Annotated in this window: 22 protein-coding genes and 1 tRNA gene; 7 read left to right on the top strand and 16 right to left on the bottom strand. The window is 66.6% G+C overall.

Annotated elements, in window-relative coordinates; translation table 11 throughout:
• Positions 1-135: 135 nt before the first annotated feature.
• Positions 136-1,398 carry an esterase LipQ gene (gene lipQ, locus I2456_RS18400; protein WP_068158634.1) on the bottom strand — a complete coding sequence of 421 codons (1,263 nt, stop codon included), beginning with the start codon at positions 1,396-1,398 and terminating at the stop codon, positions 136-138.
• A 186-nt stretch (positions 1,399-1,584) separates the two neighbouring features.
• On the opposite strand from lipQ, the gene I2456_RS18405 reads away from it, so the two are divergent.
• Both I2456_RS18405 and I2456_RS18410 read left to right on the top strand, forming a co-directional pair.
• A tRNA-Arg gene (locus I2456_RS18405) sits at positions 1,585-1,658 on the top strand.
• Between the two features lie 230 nt (positions 1,659-1,888).
• Positions 1,889-2,368 (top strand): CAP domain-containing protein, encoded by a 480-nt coding sequence (locus I2456_RS18410; RefSeq protein ID WP_174814233.1) that lies wholly within the window; start codon positions 1,889-1,891, stop codon positions 2,366-2,368.
• Between the two features lie 192 nt (positions 2,369-2,560).
• Here the strand turns inward: I2456_RS18410 and I2456_RS18415 are convergent, their stop codons facing one another.
• The 4 genes from I2456_RS18415 to I2456_RS18430 all read right to left on the bottom strand — a co-directional run bounded on the left by I2456_RS18415 (position 2,561) and on the right by I2456_RS18430 (position 10,013).
• Complete coding sequence (locus I2456_RS18415) at positions 2,561-3,586, bottom strand: AbrB family transcriptional regulator (protein ID WP_085074742.1); 1,026 nt, start codon at positions 3,584-3,586, stop codon at positions 2,561-2,563.
• A gap of 124 nt (positions 3,587-3,710) precedes the next feature.
• A complete protein-coding gene (locus I2456_RS18420; RefSeq protein ID WP_085074743.1) occupies positions 3,711-5,474 on the bottom strand; it encodes an alpha/beta hydrolase domain-containing protein in 1,764 nt (587 codons plus the stop codon).
• Positions 5,475-5,620: 146 nt separating this feature from the next.
• Complete coding sequence (locus I2456_RS18425; RefSeq protein ID WP_085074744.1) at positions 5,621-8,914, bottom strand: MMPL family transporter; 3,294 nt, start codon at positions 8,912-8,914, stop codon at positions 5,621-5,623.
• A 106-nt stretch (positions 8,915-9,020) separates the two neighbouring features.
• The gene (locus tag I2456_RS18430; protein ID WP_085074745.1) at positions 9,021-10,013 is read right to left on the bottom strand and encodes a TauD/TfdA family dioxygenase; all 993 of its coding nucleotides are present in this window, start codon (positions 10,011-10,013) and stop codon (positions 9,021-9,023) included.
• 197 nt (positions 10,014-10,210) lie between these two features.
• Between I2456_RS18430 and I2456_RS18435 the strand changes: the two genes are divergently transcribed.
• Positions 10,211-11,014 (top strand): emopamil-binding protein, encoded by an 804-nt coding sequence (locus I2456_RS18435; RefSeq protein WP_085074746.1) that lies wholly within the window; start codon positions 10,211-10,213, stop codon positions 11,012-11,014.
• On the opposite strand, the gene I2456_RS18440 is transcribed toward I2456_RS18435, so the two are convergent.
• Both I2456_RS18440 and I2456_RS18445 read right to left on the bottom strand, forming a co-directional pair.
• A complete protein-coding gene (locus I2456_RS18440) occupies positions 11,003-11,671 on the bottom strand; it encodes a helix-turn-helix domain-containing protein (protein ID WP_085074747.1) in 669 nt (222 codons plus the stop codon). The two genes, I2456_RS18435 and I2456_RS18440, sit on opposite strands and share 12 nt — an antisense overlap.
• 82 nt (positions 11,672-11,753) lie before the next feature.
• Complete coding sequence (locus I2456_RS18445; protein WP_163703919.1) at positions 11,754-12,272, bottom strand: nuclear transport factor 2 family protein; 519 nt, start codon at positions 12,270-12,272, stop codon at positions 11,754-11,756.
• Positions 12,273-12,400: 128 nt separating this feature from the next.
• On the opposite strand from I2456_RS18445, the gene I2456_RS18450 reads away from it, so the two are divergent.
• The gene (locus I2456_RS18450) at positions 12,401-13,171 is read left to right on the top strand and encodes an enoyl-CoA hydratase (protein ID WP_085074749.1); all 771 of its coding nucleotides are present in this window, start codon (positions 12,401-12,403) and stop codon (positions 13,169-13,171) included.
• Positions 13,172-13,186: 15 nt separating this feature from the next.
• On the opposite strand, the gene I2456_RS18455 is transcribed toward I2456_RS18450, so the two are convergent.
• From I2456_RS18455 to I2456_RS18490, 8 genes are read right to left on the bottom strand one after another with little or no spacing between them, the layout of a single operon-like run.
• Entirely contained in the window at positions 13,187-14,005 is an 819-nt protein-coding gene (locus tag I2456_RS18455) for an adenylate/guanylate cyclase domain-containing protein (protein WP_085074750.1), read from the bottom strand.
• The gene (locus tag I2456_RS18460; RefSeq protein WP_085074751.1) at positions 14,002-14,841 is read right to left on the bottom strand and encodes an HpcH/HpaI aldolase/citrate lyase family protein; all 840 of its coding nucleotides are present in this window, start codon (positions 14,839-14,841) and stop codon (positions 14,002-14,004) included. The genes I2456_RS18455 and I2456_RS18460 overlap by 4 nt, the downstream gene beginning before the upstream one ends.
• On the bottom strand, positions 14,838-15,347 hold the full coding sequence (locus I2456_RS18465) for a MaoC family dehydratase (RefSeq protein ID WP_371869974.1): 510 nt from the start codon (positions 15,345-15,347) through the stop codon (positions 14,838-14,840). The genes I2456_RS18460 and I2456_RS18465 overlap by 4 nt, the downstream gene beginning before the upstream one ends.
• Positions 15,329-16,495: an acyl-CoA dehydrogenase family protein gene (locus I2456_RS18470; protein WP_085074753.1), complete on the bottom strand. Its 1,167-nt coding sequence runs from the start codon at positions 16,493-16,495 to the stop codon at positions 15,329-15,331. Before I2456_RS18470 ends, I2456_RS18465 begins: the two co-directional genes overlap by 19 nt.
• A 2-nt stretch (positions 16,496-16,497) precedes the next feature.
• Positions 16,498-18,504 carry an acetyl/propionyl/methylcrotonyl-CoA carboxylase subunit alpha gene (locus I2456_RS18475; protein WP_085074754.1) on the bottom strand — a complete coding sequence of 669 codons (2,007 nt, stop codon included), beginning with the start codon at positions 18,502-18,504 and terminating at the stop codon, positions 16,498-16,500.
• Between the two features lie 4 nt (positions 18,505-18,508).
• Complete coding sequence (locus I2456_RS18480) at positions 18,509-20,086, bottom strand: carboxyl transferase domain-containing protein (RefSeq protein ID WP_085074755.1); 1,578 nt, start codon at positions 20,084-20,086, stop codon at positions 18,509-18,511.
• Positions 20,083-20,730, bottom strand: a complete 648-nt coding sequence (locus I2456_RS18485; protein ID WP_068158611.1) for a CoA transferase subunit B — start codon at positions 20,728-20,730, stop codon at positions 20,083-20,085. The genes I2456_RS18480 and I2456_RS18485 overlap by 4 nt, the downstream gene beginning before the upstream one ends.
• Positions 20,727-21,473 carry a CoA transferase subunit A gene (locus I2456_RS18490; RefSeq protein ID WP_068158608.1) on the bottom strand — a complete coding sequence of 249 codons (747 nt, stop codon included), beginning with the start codon at positions 21,471-21,473 and terminating at the stop codon, positions 20,727-20,729. The genes I2456_RS18485 and I2456_RS18490 overlap by 4 nt, the downstream gene beginning before the upstream one ends.
• 151 nt (positions 21,474-21,624) lie before the next feature.
• On the opposite strand from I2456_RS18490, the gene I2456_RS18495 reads away from it, so the two are divergent.
• Both I2456_RS18495 and I2456_RS18500 read left to right on the top strand, forming a co-directional pair.
• A complete protein-coding gene (locus I2456_RS18495; protein WP_068032587.1) occupies positions 21,625-22,251 on the top strand; it encodes an SACE_7040 family transcriptional regulator in 627 nt (208 codons plus the stop codon).
• Between the two features lie 154 nt (positions 22,252-22,405).
• Entirely contained in the window at positions 22,406-23,185 is a 780-nt protein-coding gene (locus I2456_RS18500) for an MmpS family transport accessory protein (protein WP_068032911.1), read from the top strand.
• On the opposite strand, the gene I2456_RS18505 is transcribed toward I2456_RS18500, so the two are convergent.
• Complete coding sequence (locus I2456_RS18505; protein ID WP_371869955.1) at positions 23,182-24,606, bottom strand: MFS transporter; 1,425 nt, start codon at positions 24,604-24,606, stop codon at positions 23,182-23,184. The genes I2456_RS18500 and I2456_RS18505 overlap by 4 nt on opposite strands.
• Positions 24,607-24,838: 232 nt before the next feature.
• On the opposite strand from I2456_RS18505, the gene cmrA reads away from it, so the two are divergent.
• Positions 24,839-25,645 carry a mycolate reductase gene (cmrA, locus tag I2456_RS18515; RefSeq protein WP_085074757.1) on the top strand — a complete coding sequence of 269 codons (807 nt, stop codon included), beginning with the start codon at positions 24,839-24,841 and terminating at the stop codon, positions 25,643-25,645.
• The last annotated feature ends 7 nt before the right edge of the window (positions 25,646-25,652 follow it).

A 25,652-nucleotide genomic window follows, 5' to 3' on the forward strand; every position in this document is an offset into this window, starting at 1 on the left:
GATCAAGCCTCCTGCTTCAGCCCGCCACCCGATTGCCAACACAACGCTAGTCCGGTTAGTGCAGTGGTGAAAGCAGTAGTCGCCTGAGTCACCCGCCACGCTGTTGCGGGTGTCGCGGTTGCAGGGGTAGTGGAATTAGCTGGCCGGTGATGCCGACAGTGCCAGCGATTCCAGCAGCGCATGTTCGCGCCGGCCGTAGACGACCCCCAGGAAGTCCGACACCGCGTCGGCGGCCAGCCGGGACCGGACCGTCGGCGTGATGTCGAACGCGTGGTGGGCATTGGCCAGTTCGGCGTAGGCCACCGTCGCTGCGCCGGCGTCCTTGAGCGCCGCACAGAAGGATCGGGACTGACCGCTGGGAACCAATTCGTCCTTCTCGCCGTGCAGAACGAAGAACGGTGGCGCGTCGCGGTGCACATACGAGATCGGGGATGCCGCCGCGAACCGCTCGGGCTGGTCGGCGTAGCGGGCTTTCATCACGAAGTGCTCCAGGAACGGCAACATCATCTCGTGCATGTTGTCGAAGTCGGTGAAGTCGTAGACCCCGTAATAGGGCGCGACGGCCTGCACTGTGGTGTCAGCGCGCTCGAAGCCGGGCTGGAAGGCGGGGTCGTTGGGTGTCAGCGCGGCCAGGGACGCGAGGTGCGCTCCCGCCGAGCCGCCGGTGATTGCGACGAAATCCGGGTCACCGCCGTAGTCAGCGATGTTCTCGCGCACCCAGGCGATGGCCCGCTTGACGTCGATCAGGTGCGCCGGGAACGCGCAGCGCGGACTCTTGCTGTAGTTGATCGAGACGCAGATCCAGCCGAGTTCGACCATCTTGCTCATCAGTGTGTAGGCCTGCGGGCGCTTGCCGTTGACCGCCCACGCGCCACCGGGTACCTGGATGAGGACCGGAGCTCGGCTTCCGGGTGACAAGTCGGGACGGCGCCAGATGTCCAGCAGGTTGTCGCGGCCGGCCGGGCCGTAGGAGATGTCGGACGTCTTGGCCGCGTAGCGGCGATGCGGCCCGGGCTTGGGCTTGGGAAGCAGACCGCCGCGGCGTGCCCGCACAGCCGGGTTGGCGGTCGGGTGCATCACCTGGTCGCGGAAGTCGGCGCCGAAGGATTGCGTGAGGGCGGCGCTGAGCGCCTGGTCTGCGCGCTGAGCTGCCCAGGTGGTACCGACCTTGTTGATCGCCGCCGGTGACACCCGGGTCAACGCATGCCCGGTCACCACGTGCGGAGGGAACTCGGTGGCCAGCCAGCCTGCGACCCAGCCGACGGCAAACGGCGAGCCTCGTAGCAGCAGGGCGCCGGCCCGGTAGGTGTCTTTGACGTCAGCGGCGAGCTGCGCCCCCTGCCGGAGGGCTTCGGCGCCCGCCCGCGAGCACCGCGAAGTCACACTGGCCATGCACATTCGAAAGCCCACCCCTCGACGTCAGGCACACGCATCGTTGCGGTAAACGGCCGATTGCCGGCCGGTGTTGCACGTGTGTCGAGGCTCACACCATAACCCATTCTTGAGGCGGTCAAACACTTTTCGCGCGCGTTGCGCCGGCTGAACCGAACTTCCTGCGGCGTTGGATACACTGACCTGCACATTGCCTCCGTAGCTCAGGTGGATAGAGCAAGGGCCTTCTAATCCCTAGGTCGCACGTTCGAGTCGTGCCGGGGGCACTTTGGTGGGTGTATGACTTCGGTTGATGTCTGACATTTCTGCTTCGGGTGATCATCGCCAACCTCCGACGAGCTGGTCGGGCTTGCCCACCGAGCTGACACGGCGGAGCGGTCCGCGAGGTGCGGGTGTCACGTCGCAACCGGATTGGCGATTCTCGATCTTCCATGGTCGAAAGTGGATAGGATTTGTTTGCTGAATACAGCAAGGTGAGCGCGTGGCAAGAGGCAACATGACGATGAAGGTGACAATCTTCGCCGCCTTCTCTGTCTGCGCTGTTTCGACAACGGTTCTCGGCACAGTCGCTGGATTTTCCGCGCGCGCAGACGATTCGGGGAGCGCGTTGTACAGCGGCGTCAACCGGCTCCGCCAGTCGTGCGGCCTTCTCGGCGACGACCCGCGTTTGACAGAAGCAGCGCAACGGCACGCCAACGACATGCTGAAGAACGGTGTGGACGGCCATATCGGTTCGGACGGCTCGTCACCGCAGGCGCGTATCGCGGATGCGGGCTACACCAGGACTGGCCACACAGGTGAGATCGTCTACTGGGGCACTGGATCCGCCGCAACTCCGAGCGCAGCCCTCGACGCGTGGATGGGAAGTCCACCACACCGAACGATCATGTTGAACTGCGTGTTCACCGCAGGCGGCTTTGCCACCGCCAGGGACGGCAACAAGATGACCGCCGTCGTTGACTTCGGGGGTCCTTAAAACCCACGCCGGGCCAAGCTGTCCCCTCACCACCGCCCTCCGCAGAAGTCATCAGCCCGGTGACATTTATTTTGCCCGCCTCCGAGCGACACTTTCGGTTGTCGCTCGGAGGCGGGCAACTTACAACCCCTCCGGGCAGAGACTCCTGTGGCTCAAGTGACCTGAGGTGCAGAGCCGGCGCCGGTCCGCAACTCACGCGGGAAGTGGGACCAGCCTTCTGCTCACCAACCTCGGCATCGCGATCCGCGGGGTGAACCGGGTGAACAGCCGCGCCACGAACGGCGCGGCGAACAGCATTACCACTACCCGGATCACCTGGGACGCCATCACGAACGTCACGTTGGAGCCCGACCCCGCGGCGGTGCCGAGGACCGCGTAGATGCCGCCCGGGCTGGTCGACAGGTAGCCGTCGAGCATGCTCAGCCCGGCCACCTTGGCCAGGACCACACCGAGACCGGCCGCCGCGACATTGATCACCATGATCAGCGCGAACGCGCCGGGCAGGATCCGTCGCACAGCACGCAGCGACTCGCGATCGAACGCGAACACCGTCTGCCAGACGATCATCACGATCCCGGCTTGAACCAGCACCATCGGAACCGTCAGGTTGCCCGCCAGCCCGGAGAATTCCAGCATGATCGTGATCGCCATCGGGATCAGCAGCCCTGCTCCGGGCAGTCGCACATAGCGGCCGACCGCCGCGCCGACCACCACAATGGCCGCAAGCAGCAGCAGCCCGGAATAGGAGGTCTGCGAACGGGTTTCGCCGACCTGCGATCCACTGCCCTGGGTGCCGTGGTAGACGACTGTCGCAACCACTGGCATGGCCGCCGTGACCAGCGCGACGCGCAGGTATTGCACCGCGGCGACGACACGGTCGTCGGCGCCCAGGTCGCGCGCGATGGCGACCAGCCCGGTCGAGCCGCCGGCCACCAGCGCCAGTCCCCCGGTCAATGGGGTGACGTCGCGGTGCATGCCGAGCAGCGCGCCGCCCGCCACGCTGATGATCAGGGTCCCGACGGCGACCGCGATGACGATCGGCCAGTTGGAGCCCAGCGCGCCGAAGGAGATCTCGCGCGCCATCAGCCCGGTGTAGACGCCGATCACACCCTGGGCCGCCAGCCCTGCTGTCGACACCGTCTTCGGCGCAAACCGGGCCAACGACCAGGTGAGAACACCGCAGGCAAGGGCGATGACGATGAGCTGGTACGCGTTCATGGTGTGGTCCCTGTTCTGATGGCGCCGGCCGCGATCGCGGGTTCGGCGGTGATTGGCCTAGGGCTCGGGCGCTGCATGCACTAGAGCGTCCAACAGCCGCCTTGGCGAATCCTTGGTAAGCGCCTCAGTAGCCCGCGGCCGCCTTGGCCACCACGGCGTCGATTTCTTCGGCAAGCAGGAACCCGTTGGCGGCAAGTGATTCGGCGGCCGCGCGAACCGCAACGGCGTAGTCCTCGCGTGTCGACCATCTTTCGGTGACCGACGGCCGCCCCGGCGGGAAAGCCAACTTGCTGCCGATCCGCTCGTAAAGGACGTCGGGCAACTCGTCGACGTGCTTCCTGGAGTTCCACCCGGTGTAGGTGGCCAGCGGCGCGGCGATGGCGGGCAGGCGAATGCCGGCCACTTCGTTGCCGTCCGCGTCGACCGCCGAAACCAGGTCGACGTAGGTTTCGCCGAGTTGGACCGGCCAGCGACCGATGCCGCGGTCGGCGTCGGGGCCAAGGTCGACACGGCGCGCGTAGCGCAGCGACGCGGGGTCCGGCGCCGCGGCGTGGGCGAAAGCCGACAGCACCTCCTTGCGGGAGACGGCGGTGCCGTTGCCGGTCCGCGGGACCTGGCTGGCCGGCGGTTCGACGCCGTCGCTGACCCACTGGTCGAGCGCGATCAGCAGGGCCCGGTTCACGGGCGTGACGTCCAGGCGGTGCACCGGGTTGGCGGCCGGCAGCGCGTCTTTGATGGGGCTGCTGCCGAAGTGGTCGGCGCCCGCGATCAGGTAGGTGCGGACGTCGGGGTCTTCGGGCAGGTCTTGGCCGGTGTCAGGGTCTACGTGCAGCAGTGCACCGTCGCCATGCCAGTACTCGGACGCGCTGTTGGTGAAGATCGTCTTGGGCACACCGCCGAGTTCGCGCTGCCGGGCCAGCAGGTCCGCGTGCCCGAACGGGGCGAGATTGCCGAAGCCGTTGGTCTGGGTGACCGACGGCTGTGCGTAGCGGTGGTTGAACTCGCCGGTCGCGGCACCGGCGAAGTCGCTGAACACCCCGTCAAAAACCGGCATGCCGGACTCGTCGACATTCAAACCCTCGTAGAGGAAGTGGCGCAGCAGGCGACCCGACTGGGAGACGCCGTAGGCGAAGGTGTGGTCGATGCCGTCAGCCCGCAGATGCGAGACGATGTCGCGGATCGCGAGCAAGCCGCAGCCGACAACGGGTGCCAGCGAGGTCCGGTACACCAGCTCATAGGTGTGGAAGGGCTGGAACCCGCCGTCGACCGTGACGTGCGTCTGGTCGGTGAACCGCCAGGATTCCCGGGGAATCGTGGTGGGCTCAGCGTCCGGAGAGGTGCGCACCGTCAGGACGGCCTCGGCGTCGTTGACGTCAACCGTCGGGTAGTCGGTGAACGTGAACAGCGCCTGGGCGCCGGGCACGGACTCGATTTCGGGAGCCGAAAAGCTCAGCGCGTGAACCTCATTGGCGCTGTCCGAGCGCCATTCCAGGCGCAGGAAGCCGGCCGGCACGTCGGCCTGGGGGGCGGTCAACCCCAGGGTCGCCGGTCCGCGTTGCACGTCCCACTGCCAGCCGCACGAGGCGATCGTCCACCCACGCTCGAGCAAGAAGCCGTTCTTGAACCACGGCGCATAAGTGGGGACGCCACGGTTGGGGACGACGAACAGCAGTTTGCCGTTGCCGCCACCGACCGGGCGAAGCAGACGCAGGTCAGCGTCGTAGCGAACGAGCCCGTCGGCGTCGCGAGGCGCGTGCTCGAGGTCGACGATGCGGTTGTTCGCGGGACTGTCGGGGTCGACGGCGAAGTTGACGGTCGCCTCTACCCACTCGTAGCGGCTGTCAGTGTGCGAATACACCTTGTGCGTGTGAACTGACTCGACGGTCATTTGTCGGTCCCCCTTGGCGGTGAGTGTCGGCCGGTGTCGACCTGTTCGGTAACTCGCTCAAGGTTTTCGTGACCGCCTCAAGGCATCCTTGACGCATTCTTGGCGGATTCTTGGAGGACCCGCCGCGGCGGCCGCAGGCCCGGCGCTCAGCCGTGTTGCTGACGCAATGCGTTGACGCAAATCGCGTGTGCGAGGTTGTTTCGCGATGGCGCGCCGTAAACGCGGGCCGCCGGCACCCGCCGCGGTGACTGGTACCGCACATCGGCTCGTGGGCTGGAGTGCGGCTCGTCGCCGACGGACAGGTGTAGCCGCAGGATCCGACCGCCGAGTTGGACGAAGGCGCCGGGCCGCCATGTCACAGGCTCCCAGGGGGCGAGTCTGGTCCAGCCCTGCTGCGCGGTTTCGCGCAGGAAGACGCCGTTGGTGGAATTGCGGTCGACGACCACGACCGCTCCGTCGACGATCCGGACTTCTACGTGGGCGCGGGACATTTCGCCCGTGTGGTCATCGATGCGGATCGGGCGAAGTCCGCGTTTGGCGGCATCCGATCCGTGCGGATCACGGCCGATCACGCAGTCTCGGTCGAGTTCGAATCGAGAACTGTCGTCTAGCACAACCCATCGCTTGGGCAGTGACTTCTCGACCGTCTTTGCGGTGGAGAAGTTGTCGTCACCCGCAGGCGACACCGGCGCGACGGGAACGGCCGGCGCCTGCCGCGGTGCCGACGTGGCCTGCGTCGACCACACGACGGCGCCGTGCCCCGGCACGGTTCCTTCGGCGAGCTTGTACACGCCGCTCTCAACAGCCGGGGGCTGCGCCCGCTGACCCACTTCGTCGACGGTGATGACCGCCGCCACCGCGGGTACGGGCACGGATCGGTGCAACAGGCGGCCGCGGCCGTGCAACACCGTTTGCCGGACGCCGTCGTCGAACGCGACGGTGACACTGCCGCACAGCAAGACCTCGAGACCGGCCGCGGTGGGGATGATGATGCCGACGTCGACCAGGGTGCGCGTCCAGGTTGTTTCCCGAGCGACTTGCAAGAATGCGCTGACCATTTGCTGGGCGTCGGTGCGCCGCACCATTTCGGTCAGCGCCGCCATCTGCTGTGCGGCGACGGATTGGGCGGTCAGCGGCGAACGCTCGCGGTGCGCGACGACGATGACCGCACCGTTGACGTTGGACACCAGGTGCTGACCGGGGATGACCTCGATCTCGCGCGGAGGCAGGACCGGCACCGGACCGCTGGGCAGCGGTTCCTCGACTGGGGCCGGCACCTCGGCCTCGCGGGCCGCCTCCGCCTGGGCCTCGGGTGCTTCGCTGATGCCGATGCGCGAGTGCAACCAGCGCAGTGGGCGCGGGGCCCACCAGTTGAGGTCGCCGGCCAGGCGCAGAAACGCCGGTACCACGACGCCGCGAATGATCGTCGCGTCGATGACGACGGCCAGCGCCGTCCCGATGCCGAACATCTTCATGAACGACAGGCCGTTGGCGAAGGAGATGAACGTGATGGTCAACAGCAGCGCGGCGCTGGTGACGATCCGCCCGACCCGGCCCAACCCGATGACGGTCGACGCGGTGTTCGACAAACCCGAGTCGCGGGCTTCCTTGATCCGGCTGAGCAGGAATATCTCGTAGTCCACCGACAGGCTGAATGCGATGGCGCAGAGCAGCACGACCATGGACAGGTTCAGCGGCGCAGGAGTGATTCCCAGGACCGAGGCCAGATGCCCTTCCTGGAAGATCCAGACCATGATGCCCAGAACCGCGCTCAGGACAAGGAGATTCAGCAGCAGCGCCTTCACCGGTACCACGACGCTGCCGGTGAACAGGAACAGCAAAATGAACGTGGAAACCGCGATCAGGCCGATCGCCAACGGCAGCTTCTCGGCGATCGCGGCGCGACTGTCCAGCAGCGTGGCGGTCGGTCCGCCGACTTCGATCTGGTGGTTGGTGATCTTCGCCCGGATGTCACGCACCAGGTGTTGGGCAGTGTCCGAGTCCGCCTGAACCGACAGGTAGACGACCGCATAGCTGGCCCCCGACACTGCCGGCGGCTGTCCTTCCGCCTGGCCATGCTGGTAGCGGCCGACGGGGCCGGTGACCAGCACGACGCCGTCCATGCGCGACACCTCCGGCGCCAGGGTCTGCAGCGCGCCGGCGTCGTTGCGGGTGACCAGCGTGATGGCTTGGGAGGGGTCCAGCGTGAAGTCCCGTTGCAGCGATTCGGCCACCAGACGCGCACTGGAGTCCGTCGGCAGCGCGCGCTCGTCGGGCGTGGCGAATTCGACTTTGAGGAACGGAATCCCGAGCCCCAACAGCATCGCCACCACCGGCAGCGCGAACAGCGTGGGACGACGTGTGACCACCTCGGCGAAACGTCGCCAGAACATGGAATCGGCTGAGGGCGCGACCTTTCGGCGGATGATGGACAGGGAGTCGACGCGCTTGCCGAGCAGAGCCAGCAGTGCGGGCAGGACGACGATCGCGCTGAACGCCGACAGCAGGACGGTGGCGGTCGCGGCCAGCCCGACCGACCGCAGGAAGTAGGTGGGGAACACCAGGAGGCTGGTCATCGCGAGCGTGACAGTCGCCGCGCTGAACAGAATGGTGCGGCCGGCGGTGATGACGGTGGCGACGATGGCCTGCTGGTGATCTCTGCCGTTGGTCAACTCCTCGCGGAATCGCGACACCATCAGCAGGCCGAAGTCGATGGACAAGCCGAGACCGAACGCGGTCGTCACCGTCAGGGCGTGCACAGAGACGTCGGTGATGGTCGTCATGAGCAGCAACACCGACAGGGTGGAGACGATCGAGACGACGCCCACCACCACCGGTAGCACCGCGGCGACGAGGCCTCCGAAGACGATGACCAGGACGGCAAGGGAGATGGGCACCGCGATGCTCTCGCTGGTCTTGAGGTCCTGTTTGACCTTGTCCCGGATCTCCTGCTGAACGCCGAGGGCGCCGCCGGCGCGCACGGTGACATTGGTGTCGTGCGGCAGGCTGGCGATGATCCGCTTGGCCGTGTCTGCGGCCTCGTCCGCGGTTCCGCCGACGTGCACGAGCACCAGGCCCGAGCGGCCGTCCTTGCTGCGTAAGTCCCCGGCGCCCTCGTCGCCGAAGGTCCTGGTGACCTTGGCTTTCGGTTCGGCCGCGATGGCCCGCAGTACCTGGTCCCGGACCGCTGCGGCCTCGTTGCTGTCGACGGTGCCCTCGCGGGGGAGCAACTGAATGACCAAGTTGGAGGTCGTGCCGAAATGCTGGTCCAGGAATTCGTCGGCCTGCGACGATTCCGACTTCGGATCGGTGTTGCCGCCCGTCCCGAGCTTGTCGGACACGGAGCCGCCGAGCACGACGCTGATGCCGAGCAGGACCAGAACCGCCGCCAGCACCAACTTGGGGCGACGCACGGAGTTTTCGGCCAAACGCCTCAACATGTCAGCTGCCTTTCCCCCGGTGATCGTCGCACCTCAGGAGTGTGTCGGGAAGGGCTTGACGCTTTCTAAACGCCGTCGGGCGGCGGCGAGGGTCCGGGTGAGGAGCTCAGTTCAGCGGCTCACCGGCCAGCCACAGGCGTACCAGGCAGCGCCGCTGCGCCACCTCGGTGGCGTCGACGAACCCACGCCGGTTGTGCAGCGTCACGTGGTTGTCGGCGAACAAGACGTCACCGGGCGTCAGCGTGAACTCGACGAAGTTGGCCGGGTCGTTGAGGGCACGGTCGAACGCGTCGAGTGCCTGTCGCTGCCGGTCGGTGAGCGGTTTGCCGCCGCGGTAGTGGCCCAGTTCGATGTGCAGGCGGTTGTAGCGGATCTTCACGCCCTCGTTGGTGTCGGTGAAGATCGAGCCGACGGTGATGGGGTCCTCGCCCAGTTCGGTCTCGTGCGAGCGGTCGAAGCAGAACTCGCCGTAGAGCTCGTCGACCAAATCGGGGTGTGCCTGCAGCAGCGTGTTGTACGCGGTGTGGCCGCTGATCATCACCGATTCCCCGCCGGATACCGACTTGCGCAGGCACAGCAGGCCCAGGACGTCGGGAAGGCTGCCGGCGTAGGCGCACGCCGAGTCGGTGTGAAAGATCAGTTCGGAGTTGGTCTTCGAGCCGCGGGCCTCCGCGACCGACTGGCCGGTGTCCTGGACGAGGTAGACGCGATCGCCCTGCCGGTTCTGCGGCTGCGGGGCACCGAGGTATGTGCCCAGGCCCCAGTACAGCATCGACGCTTCCTCGTCGGTCCAGTCCTGCAAGGGCAGGCCGCGCAGCACGCAGAAGCCGGGACCCAGGCCCAGGCAGTGGCGGATGCCGCGGGCGATCTCGGTGAGTGCGGGCTCTTGGAAGTCGGAGGCCTCGATGGTGTCGAGCCGCCGGCCGCGGCGGCGCAGCCGGTCGCGGATCCGCAGGCAAGCGGCGGCCTGTTGCGGCTCTACCGCGATCATGTAGTCGTATTCGCCCAGGCTGGCGCTGTCCCAGACAGTGGGTCCGGCCATTGACTGCCGCTGGGCAGCCGGCATCGTGTGCGTCGCTTTCTTGACCGAAGTGGACATTTGTGCTCATCCCCTCTCGACGTGGCTTGATTTCTATGAAGTTTCAATGCCAGGTCTTGGAAAGTTCTTGGCGTCATGACAGGGGGTTTGGCGAGGTTGCGAAGCGCGCTCATGGGAGGTGCGACGGCGGTCTTGACGGCACCTGGCCGTGGCCATAATGTCAAGTACCTGATATTCGACGTCGAACGAGGTGAGCCGTGTATTCGCCAGAGCTAGCCCGCCCCTTCGCACCGCACCGCCAACGCACGTATGTCTGGCTTCTGTCGATCGTCGGGGCGGTGTTCGTGTTCATGACGATCGCCGAGGCCACCGGATTGTTGCCGCCCACCCGCACGGTCGACGTGGCGGCGAACGTCATCTTCGGCGTTCCGGTGATTGTGCTGCCGCTCATCTTGTTCTGGAAGGCCCGCGGCGAGCAACGCTCACGGCTGGCGTTGGCCGCCGAGCTCACCTTGATCTACGTGCCGCTGACCATCGGCAGCCAGCTGACGTACGAATTGCCTTTCCTCATCGGTCACCCGTTCCATCTCTGGGAGCCGACCAGCGACCCGGGATGGCGATGGTTGTGGTGGCAGTACGGCCTGGCCGACACCCGCTATCGCAGCGACAACAACTGGATATTCGGCCTGGAATTCGGAGCGGTAGTGGTTGGGCTGGTGCTGGGCGTCGTGTGGCTGCGTCTGCTCCGCAAAGACCTGCCCGACGAGTCGCGCATCAAGTGCCTGTGGCTGACATTCTTCGGCATCACGGTGCTGTTGGCCGGCACCGTCGTCTACTACGTGTCGGAGATCCGCGCCTTGTTCGGCGACGTCGAGCAAGGCGCTTACGGGCTGTGGTTCAAGTTCGTCGGAGAGAACGTGCCGTACATGATCTTGCCGTTCTTCGTCCTCTACGCCATATATCTGCAAGTGGACTTCCTGACTCGACGGGCCGGTGCCCAAGCCGGGTCGGCGGCCGCCAGTGCCGCCACTCCCCGACCGGCCGAGCCGCTACCGGCTTAGGTACTCGCGCAGCGACTCGGCGATCCGTTCGGCCGCCCAGCGAGTGGCGGCAAGCATTTGGTTCGGCGGACGTGGGGCGGGGATCAACGTCGCGACGACCGCAATGCCCGACGACGACCCGAACGGGATGCCCATCGCCACACAGCTGTGGTCGACGGCCACTTGACCGGCATCCACTAGGGGCACCGTTGTCGCGAGATGGTCGTGCGCGCGCCGTTGCGCCGTTTCCGGCGGAACATGAGCGCCGGCCTTCGCGACGAATCGGGCCGGCGAGCGGGCATCGACGGTGTCGAGATAGACAGGGCCGTCACCGAGGTCCGCGGACAGACTCACCGCGGCTCCGGTGATGGTGGCCAGCTCGGCCATCGGTCTGCGGGCCGCAATGCGCAGCCTCGACGCGGGGGTTACCGAGGCGCCGAGGCGTAACAAGCTCGTGCCCAACGCATAGCGCGATCCTTCGCGCCGAACCGCTCCGGTCTCGACCAGCTGCCGCAGCAGGCGATGCACCGTGGGGTGGGGAATGGCCGAGGCCGCGCTGAGGTCTACCAGCCGTACCGGCTGCAGTTCGGCGACAAGGTCGAGAAGAATGAACGCACTCTCGATGACACTCCGGGCCTTTCCGGGCGCGGCGCTACGATCGGGCTCCTTGAAGGTCATGACCCTGGCCTGCCTTTCCCGATGGCGAGCTACGGGTTCGACAGTAGTCTCCGAGGTGTTCGCCCTTGCGCCGCATCGATTTTCAGTGGGCCTGCCGTAGGTACCCGCAGACTTCGGACAGCTCGGGCAGCGCTACGCCGTTTGCCGAGAGCAAGCCTGCTTGTCCCAGGACTTGGGCCTGGTCCCAGTAGAGCGTTTCGCTGGCCATCAGGGCGCCGCGAAACTTCACCACCACGACGAACGGAACCTCCAGTAGCGCGCCCGTCGGTGGCACGCCAGGAAGAAGGTGCGGCATCTCGCGGTCGTGGGTGAGCCGCATGATGCACTCGTCGACCAAGACGTCGTCGCCGAGTGATCGCGCCACGAACTCGAGGGCGATGTCGCGCGGTTGAGCTGGAATGAAGACCTCGGCGTAGTAGTCGCGCAACGCATCACGGCCCGACGCTCCGCTCATCGTCGGAAGATGCATGACGCGTGCGTCGGGAACCATCGTCGAGACCGTGAGGTCGGCGTCTCGGAGTTCGAATTCGTAGCTGGTGTGCCGCTCCCACATAGCGACCATCGCGTCGTGGTCCATCGCAGGTGTGCTGACTTCGGTCATGTAACCGAACGGTAGAAAGACCGGTGGCGGCATCACCAACCGATGTTCGGTGAGTGAACAATCGTCCCGCACGGGGCCGATCGGCGGCTAACGCGATGGGCCGTCAACGCGTTCTGGATACTTGTCCGATGGCGCACACCGACTTCGTCCTCTACCGCACAGCTGACCGCGTCGCACTCATCACCGTCAATGACCCAGACCGGCGCAACGCGGTCACCGACGTGATGTCGGAACAATTGCGCGCCGCCGTGCAGCAGGCACAAGATGATCCCGGCGTGCACGCCGTCGTGATCACCGGAGCGGGTAAGGCTTTCTGCGCCGGCGCCGACCTCAGCGCCTTGGGGGCTGCCGGTGGCGGTGGCGCGGAATCGGGGTTGCAGCGGCTGTACGACGGGTTCATGGCGGTCGGTAACTGCACTTTGCCAACCATCGCCGCGGTCAACGGCGCGGCCGTCGGCGCCGGTCTGAATCTGGCGTTGGCCGCCGACGTGCGGATCGCCGGGCCCGCGGCGATGTTCGACGCGCGGTTCCAGAAGTTGGGCATTCACCCCGGTGGGGGTGCCACCTGGATGCTGCAGCGCGGGGTCGGACCGCAAGTCGCAAGGGCCGCACTGCTGTTCGGGATGCGCTTCGATGCCGAAGCCGCTGTGCGACATGGGTTGGCATTGCAGGTTGCCGACGATCCCGTGGCCGCGGCCCTGGAACTGGCGGCCGGCCCCGCGGCCGCGCCCCGCGAAGTGGTGTTGGCCACCAAGGCGACCATGCGCGCCACCGCCAGCCCGGGCGCCCTGGACAACGAGCAGCACGAGTTTGCGAAGAACACCGAACTCGGGCCGCAGGCCACTTCGATCCAATCTCCGGAATTCGCGGCCCGATTGGCCGCGGCTCAACGTAGGTAGTGCCGCGCGCTCGAGTCAGTCCTCGGACTGGGGCCACCCGACCGGATAAATCCGATGGATACCGCGCAGCCCTTTGAGCTCCACTTCGCGCGGCGGGCCCAGCGTCATGTCAGGTGCCCCGTCGACCGCTTCGCGAACGGGCTCGCTGACCAGAATCTCGCCCCCGTCTGCCTGTGCGGCCACCCGCGCGGCCATCGCGACGTTGCGCCCGAACAGATCGTCTCCTCGCCTGACCGAGCTCCCCATGTGCAGTCCGATGCGTACCCGAATACCGTTCCACCGCTCGGGATCTTCCAGCAGCGCACGTTGTACGGCGATGCCGCAGCGCACGGCTCGCCCCGGGTCGGCGAAGGCGATCATGAAGCCGTCGCCCTGGGTCTTCACCACGTGCCCGCCGTGAGCCTCGACGTGCTTGTTGATCAATTTGTTGTGCCGCTCGAGCAACTTCACCCAGCCCCGGTCGCCCAGCTCTTCGTTGAGTTCGGTGGAACCTTCGATGTCGGAAAAGACGATCACGACGTCGCCGTCCGCGGTCAGCCGCGCGAGGTTGGGACGTTCGACCTGAGCCCAGCCGGCGAGGTCTTCGATCGAGTTACGCACCGTCGCGCCGATGCCCTTGTTGAGCAGGGAATCCGCGGTGCGCCAAACGGTTCGAAGCGCAACTGGGGCCGGCCCGGGTCGGCGCCGCCGACGAGGCTTGTCCTGGCGCAGACGCTCGATGGTTACTCGCGCACCGGACAGTTGACGCCGCGACACGATGAGCACGATTCCGGTGGCTACCAGGCCGGCGAATTCGGCGGCGGCGACGAGGGCCCAGACGACGGCCGCGCTCACGGGTTGGTGGTTGCCGCCGGTGGAATCGATTCACCGGCGCGCCGCAGCATCATCTCAGCGTGCCTGAGCACCGGCGAGTCGACCATCTGACCTTCGAAGGCGAAGACGCCGCGCTCACTGCGAGCGGCAACGAGAACCCTTCGCGCCCAAGCGAGCTTCTCGTCGCTGGGCCGATAGGCTTTGCGCACCAAGTCGACTTGGCTGGGGTGAATGCACACCGTGACGTCGAAGCCCACCGCCGCGGCGTCGATCGCCTCTTCCTGCAACCCTTCGATGTCGCGGATGTCCAAGTGCACGGCATCGAGAGCGAGCCGGCCGAACGAGGACGCTGCCAACAGGACCGTCGATCGGACGTGGCGGGCCACGTCGCGGTATGTGCCGTCGGCGCGGCGGCTGGAGCTGCCGCCCAAAGTGGCGACCAGATCTTCGGCGCCCCACATCATCGCCACGGTGTTCTCAGCGGCCGCAATCTCGGTGGCGAACAACGCCCCGCGCGGTGTTTCCACCAAAGCGATCACGTCGCGCGGCGCCAACGCCCGCACCTGCTCGGCTGACTCCGTCTTGGGCAGCATCACCGTCGTGTAGGCGGTGTGCGCAAACGCCTCGAGATCTTGAGCGTGCTCGGGCGTGCCAGCGGCGTTGATCCGCACCACGGTGCGGGCAGGGTCCAATGGGGTTGCCTGAAGTGCTTGCCGCGCAGCCGATTTCTCCGCTTGGGCCACTCCGTCTTCGAGATCGAGGATCACCACATCGGCGGCGGCCGCGGCCTTGGCGAAGCGTTCGGGCCGGTCGGCCGGACAGAACAGCCATCCCGGGCCGGCGCCACGCAAACTCATCGGACCGCTTCCTGGCTGGGCCGCTTTTGCACCAGCGTCGTGCGCACCGCGCGCGCCACCACGTCACCATGCTGATTGCGGCCGGTGTGTTGCAGGGTGACGATGCCTTCACCCGGGCGGCTTTTCGATTCACGCTTGTCGGTGCAGACGGTCTCGGCATACAACGTGTCGCCGTGGAACACCGGCTTGGGGAACGACACCTCCGAGAAACCGAGGTTGGCGACAATGGTCCCCAGCGTCAACTGCGCGACCGACAGCCCGACCAAGGTCGACAGGGTGAACATCGAATTGACCAAACGCTCCCCGCGGAAGCCCGGTTGCTCGGCGGCCCAGGCCGCGTCGAGATGCAGCGATTGGGTGTTCATCGTCAGCGTCGTGAACAACACGTTGTCGGCCTCGGTCACGGTGCGGCCGGGCCGGTGCAAGTACGTCGTACCGACCTCGAATTCTTCAAACCACAAGCCGCGCTGGACAATCGACTTGTCGGTCACGACAGACCCAGCGATCGCGCGATGAGCATGAGCTGCACCTCGGTGGTCCCCTCCCCGATCTCGAGGATCTTGCTGTCCCGGTAGTGACGGGCCACCGGATACTCGTTCATGAAGCCGTAGCCGCCGTGGATCTGGGTGGCGTCGCGCGCGTTGTCCATCGCCGCTTCCGATGCGATCATCTTCGCGATCGCGGCTTCCTTCTTGAACGGTTTGCCGGCCAACATTTTGGCCGCGGCCTCGTAATAGGCGGTACGGGCCACGTGGGCGCGGGCCTCCATGCGTGCGATTTTGAAGCTGATCGCCTGGTAGCGGCCGATCGGCTGGCCGAACGACTGGCGCTCCTTGGCGTACTTGACACTTTCGTCCACACAGCCCTGCGCGGCGCCGGTGGCCAGCGCCGCGATGGCGATGCGGCCCTCGTCCAAGATGGACAAGAAGTTTCCATAGCCGCTGCCGCGCGCGCCGAGCAGATTCTCCTCGGGAACGCGGGCATCGTCGAAGGACAGCGGGTGGGTGTCAGACGCGTTCCACCCGACCTTGTTGTAGACCGGTTCCACGACGAATCCCGGTGTGCCGCTGGGCACGATGATCGTGGAGATCTCCTTCTTTCCATCACCTATGGTGCCGGTGACCGCGGTGACGGTGACCAGCGAGGTGATGTCGGTGCCCGAGTTGGTGATGAATTGCTTGCTGCCGTTGATCACCCATTCGCCGTTGTCCAGGCGGGCGGTGGTGCGGGTGCTGCCGGCATCCGAGCCTGCCCCCGGCTCGGTGAGCCCGAAGCCGGCCAAGGCCCGCCCGGCCACCAGATCCGGTAGCCACTTTTGTTTCTGCTCCTCGCTGCCGAACCGGTAGATCGGCATCGCACCGAGACTGGCGCCGGCCTCGAGCGTGATGGCCACCGATTGGTCCACCTTGCCCAATTCCTCGAGCGCGAGCGACAGCGCGAAGTAGTCGCCGCCCATGCCCCCGTATTCCTCTGGGAACGGCAGGCCGAACAGTCCCATTTCACCCATCTTCGCCACGACCTCGTACGGGAAGCTGTGCTCCTCATCGTGTTTGGCCGATACCGGCGCGACCACGGTGCGCGCGAACTCAGCGACGGTGTTGCGCAGATCTTCGTATTCCTTGGGCAGCGTGCCCGCCGTGATGGTTGTCGTCATGATCAGTCCTTGCTTTCTGCTGCGGAGTCTTCGGCCGGGGTGAGCCGGGCCAGCACCTGGTCGACCGTCACTTGATCACCGACGGACACCAGCACTTCGACGTGTCCCGAAACCGGTGCGGTGAGCGAATGTTCCATCTTCATGGCCTCGACGACCACCACGACGTCGCCCTCGGCGACCTGCGCGCCGGAGTCGGCTGGTACGGCTATGACGTTGCCGGGCATCGGGCTGACGACCTCGGCCTCCCGCGTGCCCACGGCGCGATGGATCCTGTTCGCCTCGGCCTCACGCAAGTGCCAGGTGCCGCGCTCGTCGGCGATCCACAAATGCCGGTGATCTTCTGCGCAGTGGTATTCGCGACGCAGGCCGTTCAGCGTTGCGGTCAGCTGTCCCGCCGCGACTTGCACGCTCGCAGAGAGCGTTTCGCCCTCACCGACCTGTACTGTCGCGGCTTCGGGAAGTCCCCACACCGACACGGTCTGGGCGCACAGCGGCGTCTGCATCGCGGTGCGGACCGGCGCGGTGACTCCACCCACCCGCCATCCGCTGGGCGTTGCCCATGGGTCGGCCCAGGTGTTGTCAGTGGCCCGGCGGGCCAGGGCCCATTGCCGGTAGAGCGCCCCGGCGGCCAGCACGTCGTCGGGCGCGGCCTGGGGCGCGAAGTCGGCCAATCGTTCGTCCAGCAACGCGGTGTCCAGATCCCCGGCTTGCACCCGCGCATCGGCGAGCAGAAATCGCAAGAACTCGACGTTGGTCTGGACGCCCAGCACCGCGGTTCGCGCCAGCGCCTGGTCAAGCCGAGCCAACGCCTGCTCGCGGTCGACGCCGTGTGCGATGACCTTGCTCAGCATCGGGTCGTAGTCACTGCCGACTGTCGTGCCCGCCAGCAGCGAGGAGTCCACCCGCACACCGGGACCGGTGGGTTCGAGCACCTGCAGAACGCGTCCGCCGGTGGGGAGGAATCCCCGACCCGGATCCTCGGCGTACACCCGCGCCTCGATCGCGTGACCGGTGAGTTCGACGTCGTCCTGCGCGAATCCCAGCTTCTCCCCGGCGGCCACCCGCAGCTGCCACTCCACCAGGTCCAGCCCGGTCACGGCTTCGGTGACCGGGTGTTCGACCTGCAGCCGGGTGTTCATCTCCATGAAGAAGAATTCGTCGGGCCGCTCGGCGGAGACGATGAATTCCACCGTGCCGGCACCGACGTAGTCGACGCTGCGGGCCGTGTTGCACGCCGCCAGCCCTATCCGGTCGCGGGTCTGGGGATCCAGCAGCGGTGAGGGCGCCTCCTCGATGACTTTCTGGTGGCGCCGCTGCAAACTGCACTCGCGTTCGCCCAGATGGACCACGTTGCCGTGTGTATCGGCCAGTACCTGCACCTCGATGTGTCTGGGGCGCAATACGAATCGCTCCAGGAACAGGGTGTCGTCTCCGAATGAGGAGGCCGCTTCGCGCCGGGCGCTGACCAGCGCCTCACGCAGGCGGGCCGGATCGTGCACCAGTCGCATGCCCTTACCGCCGCCCCCGGCCGAGGGTTTGATGAGCACGGGGTAACCGATTTCTTCGGCGGCCGCGGCCAGGTCGTCGTCGGTCAGCCCGGATTTGGCGACTCCAGGCACCACCGGCACGTCGAAGGCGGCGACGGCGTTCTTGGCGGTGATCTTGTCGCCCATCACCTCGATGGCGCGGGTGGGCGGACCGAGGAACACCACCCCCGCGCGCTCACACGCAGCGGCGAAATGGGCGTTCTCCGACAAGAACCCATAACCGGGGTGGATCGCCTGCGCTCCGGTGCGCAGCGCCGCGTCGACGACCTTGTCGATGGCGAGGTAACTGTCGCGCGCCGCGGCCGGCCCCAGCCGCACGGCGGTGTCGGCCTCGACCACATGGCGCGCGGCGGCGTCGGCATCGCTGTAGACCGCCACCGACCGGATACCCAGCCGGCGCAGCGTGCGGATGACGCGGACAGCGATCTCGCCGCGGTTGGCCACTAATACCGTGTCGAACATGGCCTCACATCCTGAACACGCCGTAGGAGACCGGCGCTAGCGGCGCATGCGCGCACGCCGAAAGTGCAAGTCCGACAACCGTCCTGGTGTCCGCAGGGTCGATGATGCCGTCGTCCCACAACCGCGCGGTGGAGTAGTACGGGTTGCCCTGGTCCTCGTACTGCTCGCGGATCGGCGCCTTGAACGCGTCTTCCTCCTCGGCCGACCACGGTGTGCCGGCGGCGCTGAGCTGCTCGCCGCGCACCGTCGCCAAGACCGAGGCCGCCTGTTCCCCACCCATCACCGAGATCCGCGCGTTGGGCCACATGAACAAAAAGCGCGGCGAGTAGGCCCGCCCACACATCGAATAGTTGCCCGCGCCGTAGGATCCGCCGATCACCACGGTCAGTTTGGGCACCCGCGCGCACGCCACGGCGGTCACCATTTTGGCGCCATGCTTGGCGATGCCGCCGGCCTCGTAGTCGCGGCCGACCATGAATCCGGCGATGTTCTGCAGGAACAGCAGCGGGATATTGCGTTTGTCGCACAGCTCGATGAAATGTGCGCCCTTGAGCGCGGATTCGCCGAAGAGGACGCCGTTGTTGGCGACAATTCCGACCGGATGACCGTGGATGCGCGCGAACGCGGTCACCAGGGTCTTGCCGTACAGGGCTTTGAACTCGCTGAATTCGCCGCCGTCGACGAGTCGCACGATCACCTCGTGCACGTCGTAGGGCACGCGCGGAGCCGGCGGCACGACGTCGTACAGCTCGGTCTGCGCGTGCGTGGGCTCCACCGATCGTGTCACCTCCCACTGTGCGGGCGGGCGCGGGCCGAAGGTGGCGGCGATGTCGCGGACGATCCGCAGGGCGTGCTCGTCGTCATCGGCGAGGTGGTCGGTGACACCGGAGACCCGCGAATGCAGGTCGCCGCCGCCGAGATCTTCGGCCGACACGATTTCGCCGGTGGCCGCCTTCACCAGCGGCGGTCCGCCGAGGAAGATGGTGCCCTGTTCGCGGACGATGACGGCCTCGTCGCTCATGGCCGGCACGTACGCCCCACCCGCGGTGCAGGAGCCCAGGACCGCGGCCACTTGCGGAATTCCCTTGGCGCTCATGGTCGCCTGGTTGTAGAAGATCCGCCCGAAGTGTTCGCGGTCGGGGAACACCTCGTCCTGGCGGGGCAAGAACGCGCCGCCGGAGTCGACGAGGTAGATGCAGGGCAGCAGGTTCTGCAACGCCACCTCTTGGGCCCGCAGATGCTTCTTGACCGTCATCGGGTAATAGGTCCCGCCCTTGACCGTCGCGTCGTTGGCGACCACGACGCACTCGCGCCCGGACACCCGGCCGATGCCGGTGATGATTCCCGCGCCCGGTGACTCGTCGCCGTACATGCCGCCGGCAGCTAACGGCGACAACTCCAGGAAGGGGCTACCCGGATCGAGCAGGCGGTTGACCCGCTCCCGGGGCAGCAACTTACCGCGGCTGACGTGACGCTCCCGCGCGCGCTGGTTGCCGCCCTGTGCGGCGACGGCGAGCTTGTCGTTCAGTTCCGCCACCAGGCGGCGATGCTCGTCGGCGAACGACGGCGCGATGGTCGTCACCGGCTTACCAGGTCGTCAAGGGCAAGCGGCGGTTGGGTTTTGGCGATGACCTCCTCGACCGAGACGTCCGGCGCGGTTTCGATGAGGTGCAGGCCGTCGTCGCAGACGTCGATCACCGCAAGCTCGGTGACGATGCGGTTGACGCAACCGACACCGGTCAGCGGCAGCGTGCAGCGCTCCAAGATCTTCGGGCTGCCGTCTTTGGCGGCGTGCTCCATCATCACGATGACCTTGCGGGCGCCGTGCACCAGATCCATGGCCCCGCCCATGCCCTTGACCATCTTGCCCGGGATCATCCAGTTGGCGAGGTCCCCGGTGACCGAAACCTGCATGGCGCCAAGCACTGCCACGTCGAGGTGCCCGCCGCGGATGATGCCGAACGACGTCGAGGAGCCGAAGAACGCCGCACCGGGCAGCGTCGTGACGGTTTCCTTGCCCGCGTTGATCAGGTCGGCGTCGACTTTGTCCGGAAGCGGGTATGGCCCGACACCGAGGATGCCGTTCTCCGAGTGCAAAACGACGTGGACGCCGGCGGGAATGTGGTTGGGGATCAAGGTGGGCATGCCAATGCCGAGGTTGACGTATTGGCCGTCCTCGAACTCCGTTGCCACCCGCGCGGCCATGTCATCGCGACTCCAGCTCATCTCCGCACCGTCTCTTTCTCAATTCGCTTGGTGGGATTGGGCACATGCACCACCCGCTGGACGAAAACCCCAGGGGTGTGCACCGTCGCGGGATCGATTTCACCGGGCTCGACGAGCTCTTCGACCTCGGCGATCGTGATTCTTCCCGCCGGGGCGCATTCCGGGTTGAAATTGCCGGCGGCATAGCGGTACACCAGGTTGCCGTGCCGGTCGCCCTTCCAGGCATGGACCAGCGCGAAGTCGGTTCGGATGCCACGCTCCAGCACATAGGTGACGCCGTCGAACTCGCGTGTCTCCTTCGGTGGCGACATCATCGCGACCCCGCCCGACGCGTCGTAGCGCCAGGGCAATCCACCGTCAGCGATCTGCGTCCCCACTCCGGCCGGGGTGTAGAACGCCGGAATGCCCATCCCGCCGGCGCGTAACCGCTCGGCCAGCGTTCCCTGCGGGGTGAGTTCGACCTCGAGTTCACCGGACAGGAATTGGCGGGCGAATTCCTTGTTCTCCCCGACGTAGGAGGATACGGTGCGGCGAATTCGCTTGTGCTGCAGAAGGACACCGAGTCCGATGCCGTCGACGCCGCAATTGTTGGACACTGTCTCCAAGTCGGTGACGCCGCTTTCGGCCACCGCCGCAATCAGGGCCTCCGGGATGCCGCACAACCCGAACCCTCCGACAGCCAAAGACGCGCCGTCGGCGATGTCGGCGACCGCCTCCGCAGCGGTAGCCACCACTTTGTCCATGACAGTAGCGCCTCTCGACAATTTCAGTTAATGTTCATTAACTGGGCCCGAGAATACCATTCTGGGCACGGTGCGTCCAGCGCCGAAAGCCCTCTCAGCAGCGCCAACATGCTAAGTTAGTGGCCATTAACCGACCTGTCCAGGAGGCGGCATGACAGCGTCCATCCCGGACGGGCAGGCCAGCCAGCCCGAAACGCCAAATCGCCGCAGCCAGTTGAAGTCTGACCGCCGGCTACAACTTCTGGCGGCGGCCGAGCGGCTGTTTGCCGATCGGGGGTTCCTCGCGGTGCGGTTGGAGGACATCGGCGCAGCCGCGGGCGTCAGTGGCCCGGCGATCTACCGGCACTTCCCGAACAAAGAGTCGCTGCTCGTCGAGTTACTGGTGGGCATCAGCGCTCGGCTTCTCGCCGGGGCTCGTGCCGTCACAGCGCGGAGTCCGGATTCGGCCACCGCACTCGACGGGCTGATCGACTTTCACCTCGACTTCGCCCTCAACGAGCCGAACCTCATCCGCATTCAAGATCGCGATCTCGCGCACCTGCCCGCGCCCGCCAAGCGGCAGGTACGCAAAGCGCAGCGGCAATACGTCGAGGTTTGGGTGGGTGTGCTGGGTGAGCTGCACCCGGATCAACCGGAGAGCGATGCCCGGCTGATGGCGCATGCCGTCTTCGGCCTGTTGAACTCCACGCCCCACAGCGTCAAGGCTGCCGACCCGCAGCGATCGCGCGCCGTCATGCGCGCGATGACGATCGCCGCGTTGAGTGCCGCCGATCACTGACGCGTGAAGTCGCGTCAGTCGCGCTGGCAAGATGGTTGTCGACGACGATCGCAAGCACAGCCCAAAGCACGGCGGTCCGACTACACCCGACATCCGAAATGCTCGGCAATGCTTCCGCGAGCTGCCCGGGTACCCTGCAATTCATGAGGTGGACATGAGCGATCCACGTGGCCACGAGCGGTACGGTCCGCCTCAGCCGGCACCGACCTGGTCCCAAGGACCGGTGTATCCGCCGACCGACCCGGCGTATGCCGACCAGGCACCGTATGCGGCCACCTACGGCGGCAGCTATTCACCCTGGGCGCCGAACGAAGCCAATTCCACCCAGCAGTTGCCCCCGTATTGGCAGCAAGGACAGGCCGTCACCGGTGAACCGCCCGAAGCCGGGGCACCGCCACCGGAAGGGCCTCGAACGCCGCGGTGGTTGTGGTTCGTCGCCGGTGCAGCAGTGCTGTTGGTCATTGCCCTGGTGATCGCACTGGTCGTCGCCAACATCTCCACCAAGAGCCAGACCGCTGTCGAGCCCCTGCCGCCGATGCCCACGCCGAGCACGAGCGCTCCGATGCCGACGAAGAGGACCTCGCCGACCAGCCCCAGCCTCACCCCGTCGCCCACCACCACCACCGAATCGGGCGTTCCCGCGCCCACTGCCACGACCGGCCAGGGCGCCATGCAGACCGTTGTCTACACCGTCTCCGGTGACGGCCGCGCCATCAGTGTCAGCTACATGGATTCGGGCAACGTCGTCCAGACCGAGTTCAATGTGGCATTGCCCTGGAGTAAAGAGGTCAGCCTGGCCAGGTCGACCACCAGCCCGCCCAGTGTCACCATCATCAACATCGGCCACAACGTCACCTGCTCGGTCACCGTGGGCGGCGTGCAGGTACGTCAGCGCACCGGAGTCGGTCTGACCATCTGCGACGCCCCGCTCTAAGACGGTTCGGTCACCACCGCATCGCCATGGCGCGGCACGCGCACGGCCAGCATTGTCAGCAGGCCGACCGACAGCACCACGCAAATGCCGGCCAAGCCGGCGCGTACCGCGTTGAAGACGTCGACGAACACCGAGAACAACCACGGTCCGAGGAACGCCACCGCTCGGCCGGTCATGGTGTACAGGCCGAAGGCCATGCCTTCTTTGCCGTGCTGCGCCATGCGCAGCAACAGGGCGCGCGCCGATGACTGCGACGGCCCGATGAACAGGCACAGCAGCAATCCGCACACCCAGAAGGCCAGGGCGCCGGACAGCGTCATCAGGGTGAACGCCGCGGCGAGGATTGCGGCCAGCGACGCGATGATGACGGGCTTGGAGCCGACGCGGTGATCGACGAACCCGCCGGCCACTGCGCCCAGTGCGGCGACGGTGCTGGCTGCCACGCCGAACATCAGCACGTCGCCTTGGCTGAGGCCGTACACACTCACGCCCAGCACCGCGCCGAAGGAGAATATCGCCGAGAGCCCGTCGCGGAAGATGGCGCTAGCCAACAGGAAGTAGACGAGGTTGCGGTCGCGGCGCCATTCGGCGGCGACGTCCGCCCGTAACTTGCGGTAGCCGCCCAGCATGCTGGTCGGGTGCGACGACTCACCGGTGTTCGGCAGCCGATGGGCGACGAAGAGCAGCGGTAGGGCCAGTATCGCGAGCCACGCCGCGGCCAGCAGCATCGCGACCCGAACGTTGAGTCCGTCGCGCACGGGAATGTGCAACAGGCCGCGGACCTCACCGGTGCCGGATATGAAGCCCAGGTACACCAGGATCAGCAACGAGACGCTGCCCAGGTAACCCGCCGCCCAGCCCAGGCCGGAAATCCGGCCGGCGGTGTCGGGGGTCGAGAGCTGACGCAGCATCGCGTTGTAGGGAACGCTGGACAAATCGCCGCAGGCGGCCGTCGCTGCCAGCAGTGCCAGCCCCGCCCATAGATAGCCGGGGCTGTCCCGAATGAAGAACATGCCGCAGGTCAGCGCAACCGCGAGGCCGGTCAGTGTGCTCAAGGCCACCCGTCGCCGGTGCGGGGACTCGACCCAGACTCCCAGGGCCGGCGCCAGGATCGCGATCGTCAGCCCCGCGACCGCACCGGCCCGGCCCAGCCAACTTGCCGGGGAGGTACCGCCGGGCAGGCCTTCCCCGACGCTGCTGGTCAGGTAGACCGAGAAGACGAATGTCGCCACGATCGCGTTGAGGCCGGTCGAGCCGGAGTCCCATAGCGCCCAGGCGGCTACCCGCGAGCGCTTGAGAGTGACCGGCTCGCGCCCAGCCTGTAATTTTGCAGCCCCGTACTCGAACTTCTGCTGCTGATTTACCGGTTCGGTGACGTGGTGTTCAGCTGAATCCGACTCCGGCTGACTCATGCCCGGCACTTTATGCGGTTTGGTAGCGACCCGCTGCGCCCGGCTGCGCCGCGCTTGCGATCGCTACGATGCCCTTTGGTAGCGACCCGCTGCGCCCGGCTTCGGCATCGGCGGCGACCCGCTGCGCCCGGCTTCGCCGCGCTTGCGATCGCCGCGGCCGCGCTTGCGATCGCTACGATGCGGTTTGGTAGCGACCCGCTGCACCCGGCTGCGCCGCGCTTGCGATCGCTACGATTGCCGCATGCCGATCCCCGCTCCCAGTCCTGACGCGCGCGCGGTTGTCACCGGAGCTTCGCAGAACATCGGTGAAGCGCTCGCTACCGAACTCGCCGCGCGCGGCTACAGCCTGATCATCACCGCACGGCGCGAAAACCTGCTGAACGAGTTGGCCGGCCGCCTGTCCGACAAGTACCGCGTCACCGTGGACGTTCGACCGGCCGACCTCGCCGATCCGTCAGACCGCGCCAAACTGTGTGAGGAATTGGCCTCCCGGCCCATCTCCATCCTGTGCGCCAACGCCGGCACCGCGACGTTCGGCCCGGTGTCCGGACTCGACCCGGCGGGCGAGAAGGCTCAGGTGCAGCTGAATGCGCTTGGCGTGCACGACCTTACGTTGGCGGTCTTGCCCGGAATGGTCAAGCGCGGAGCCGGCGGCATCTTGATATCGGGCTCGGCGGCGGGCAATTCACCCATCCCCTACAACGCGACCTATGCCGCGACCAAGGCCTTCGCGAACACCTTCAGCGAATCGTTGCGTGGTGAGTTGAAGAATTCCGGTGTGCATGTGACGCTGCTGGCGCCCGGGCCCGTGCGCACCGAGATACCCGAGGGTGACGAAGCGTCGCTGGTCGAAAAGCTCGTGCCGGAGTTCTTATGGATCTCCACCGAGCACACCGCGCAAGTATCGCTGGATGCGTTGGAGCGCAACAAGATGCGCGTCGTTCCGGGGTTGACTTCCAAGGCGATGTCGGTGGCAAGCGGTTACGCGCCGCGCGCCATCGTTGCCCCGATCGTCGGCGCCTTCTACAAGAAACTCGGCGGCGGTTAGACCCGCG

Origin of the sequence: Mycobacterium kubicae (assembly GCF_015689175.1) — a bacterium.
Classification (GTDB): Bacteria; Actinomycetota; Actinomycetes; order Mycobacteriales; family Mycobacteriaceae; genus Mycobacterium; species Mycobacterium kubicae.

What these genes read in the sequence shown, in the direction of transcription:
- lipQ (WP_068158634.1), bottom strand. Translation starts at nt 1,398, where the DNA reads ATGTGCATGGCCAGTGTGACTTCGCGGTGCTCGCGGGCGGGCGCCGAA.
- I2456_RS18410 (WP_174814233.1), top strand. Translation starts at nt 1,889, where the DNA reads ATGACGATGAAGGTGACAATCTTCGCCGCCTTCTCTGTCTGCGCTGTT.
- I2456_RS18415 (WP_085074742.1), bottom strand. Translation starts at nt 3,586, where the DNA reads ATGAACGCGTACCAGCTCATCGTCATCGCCCTTGCCTGCGGTGTTCTC.
- I2456_RS18420 (WP_085074743.1), bottom strand. Translation starts at nt 5,474, where the DNA reads ATGACCGTCGAGTCAGTTCACACGCACAAGGTGTATTCGCACACTGAC.
- I2456_RS18425 (WP_085074744.1), bottom strand. Translation starts at nt 8,914, where the DNA reads ATGTTGAGGCGTTTGGCCGAAAACTCCGTGCGTCGCCCCAAGTTGGTG.
- I2456_RS18430 (WP_085074745.1), bottom strand. Translation starts at nt 10,013, where the DNA reads ATGTCCACTTCGGTCAAGAAAGCGACGCACACGATGCCGGCTGCCCAG.
- I2456_RS18440 (WP_085074747.1), bottom strand. Translation starts at nt 11,671, where the DNA reads ATGACCTTCAAGGAGCCCGATCGTAGCGCCGCGCCCGGAAAGGCCCGG.
- I2456_RS18445 (WP_163703919.1), bottom strand. Translation starts at nt 12,272, where the DNA reads ATGACCGAAGTCAGCACACCTGCGATGGACCACGACGCGATGGTCGCT.
- I2456_RS18450 (WP_085074749.1), top strand. Translation starts at nt 12,401, where the DNA reads ATGGCGCACACCGACTTCGTCCTCTACCGCACAGCTGACCGCGTCGCA.
- I2456_RS18460 (WP_085074751.1), bottom strand. Translation starts at nt 14,841, where the DNA reads ATGAGTTTGCGTGGCGCCGGCCCGGGATGGCTGTTCTGTCCGGCCGAC.
- I2456_RS18470 (WP_085074753.1), bottom strand. Translation starts at nt 16,495, where the DNA reads ATGACGACAACCATCACGGCGGGCACGCTGCCCAAGGAATACGAAGAT.
- I2456_RS18475 (WP_085074754.1), bottom strand. Translation starts at nt 18,504, where the DNA reads ATGTTCGACACGGTATTAGTGGCCAACCGCGGCGAGATCGCTGTCCGC.
- I2456_RS18485 (WP_068158611.1), bottom strand. Translation starts at nt 20,730, where the DNA reads ATGAGCTGGAGTCGCGATGACATGGCCGCGCGGGTGGCAACGGAGTTC.
- I2456_RS18490 (WP_068158608.1), bottom strand. Translation starts at nt 21,473, where the DNA reads ATGGACAAAGTGGTGGCTACCGCTGCGGAGGCGGTCGCCGACATCGCC.
- I2456_RS18495 (WP_068032587.1), top strand. Translation starts at nt 21,625, where the DNA reads ATGACAGCGTCCATCCCGGACGGGCAGGCCAGCCAGCCCGAAACGCCA.
- I2456_RS18500 (WP_068032911.1), top strand. Translation starts at nt 22,406, where the DNA reads ATGAGCGATCCACGTGGCCACGAGCGGTACGGTCCGCCTCAGCCGGCA.
- cmrA (WP_085074757.1), top strand. Translation starts at nt 24,839, where the DNA reads ATGCCGATCCCCGCTCCCAGTCCTGACGCGCGCGCGGTTGTCACCGGA.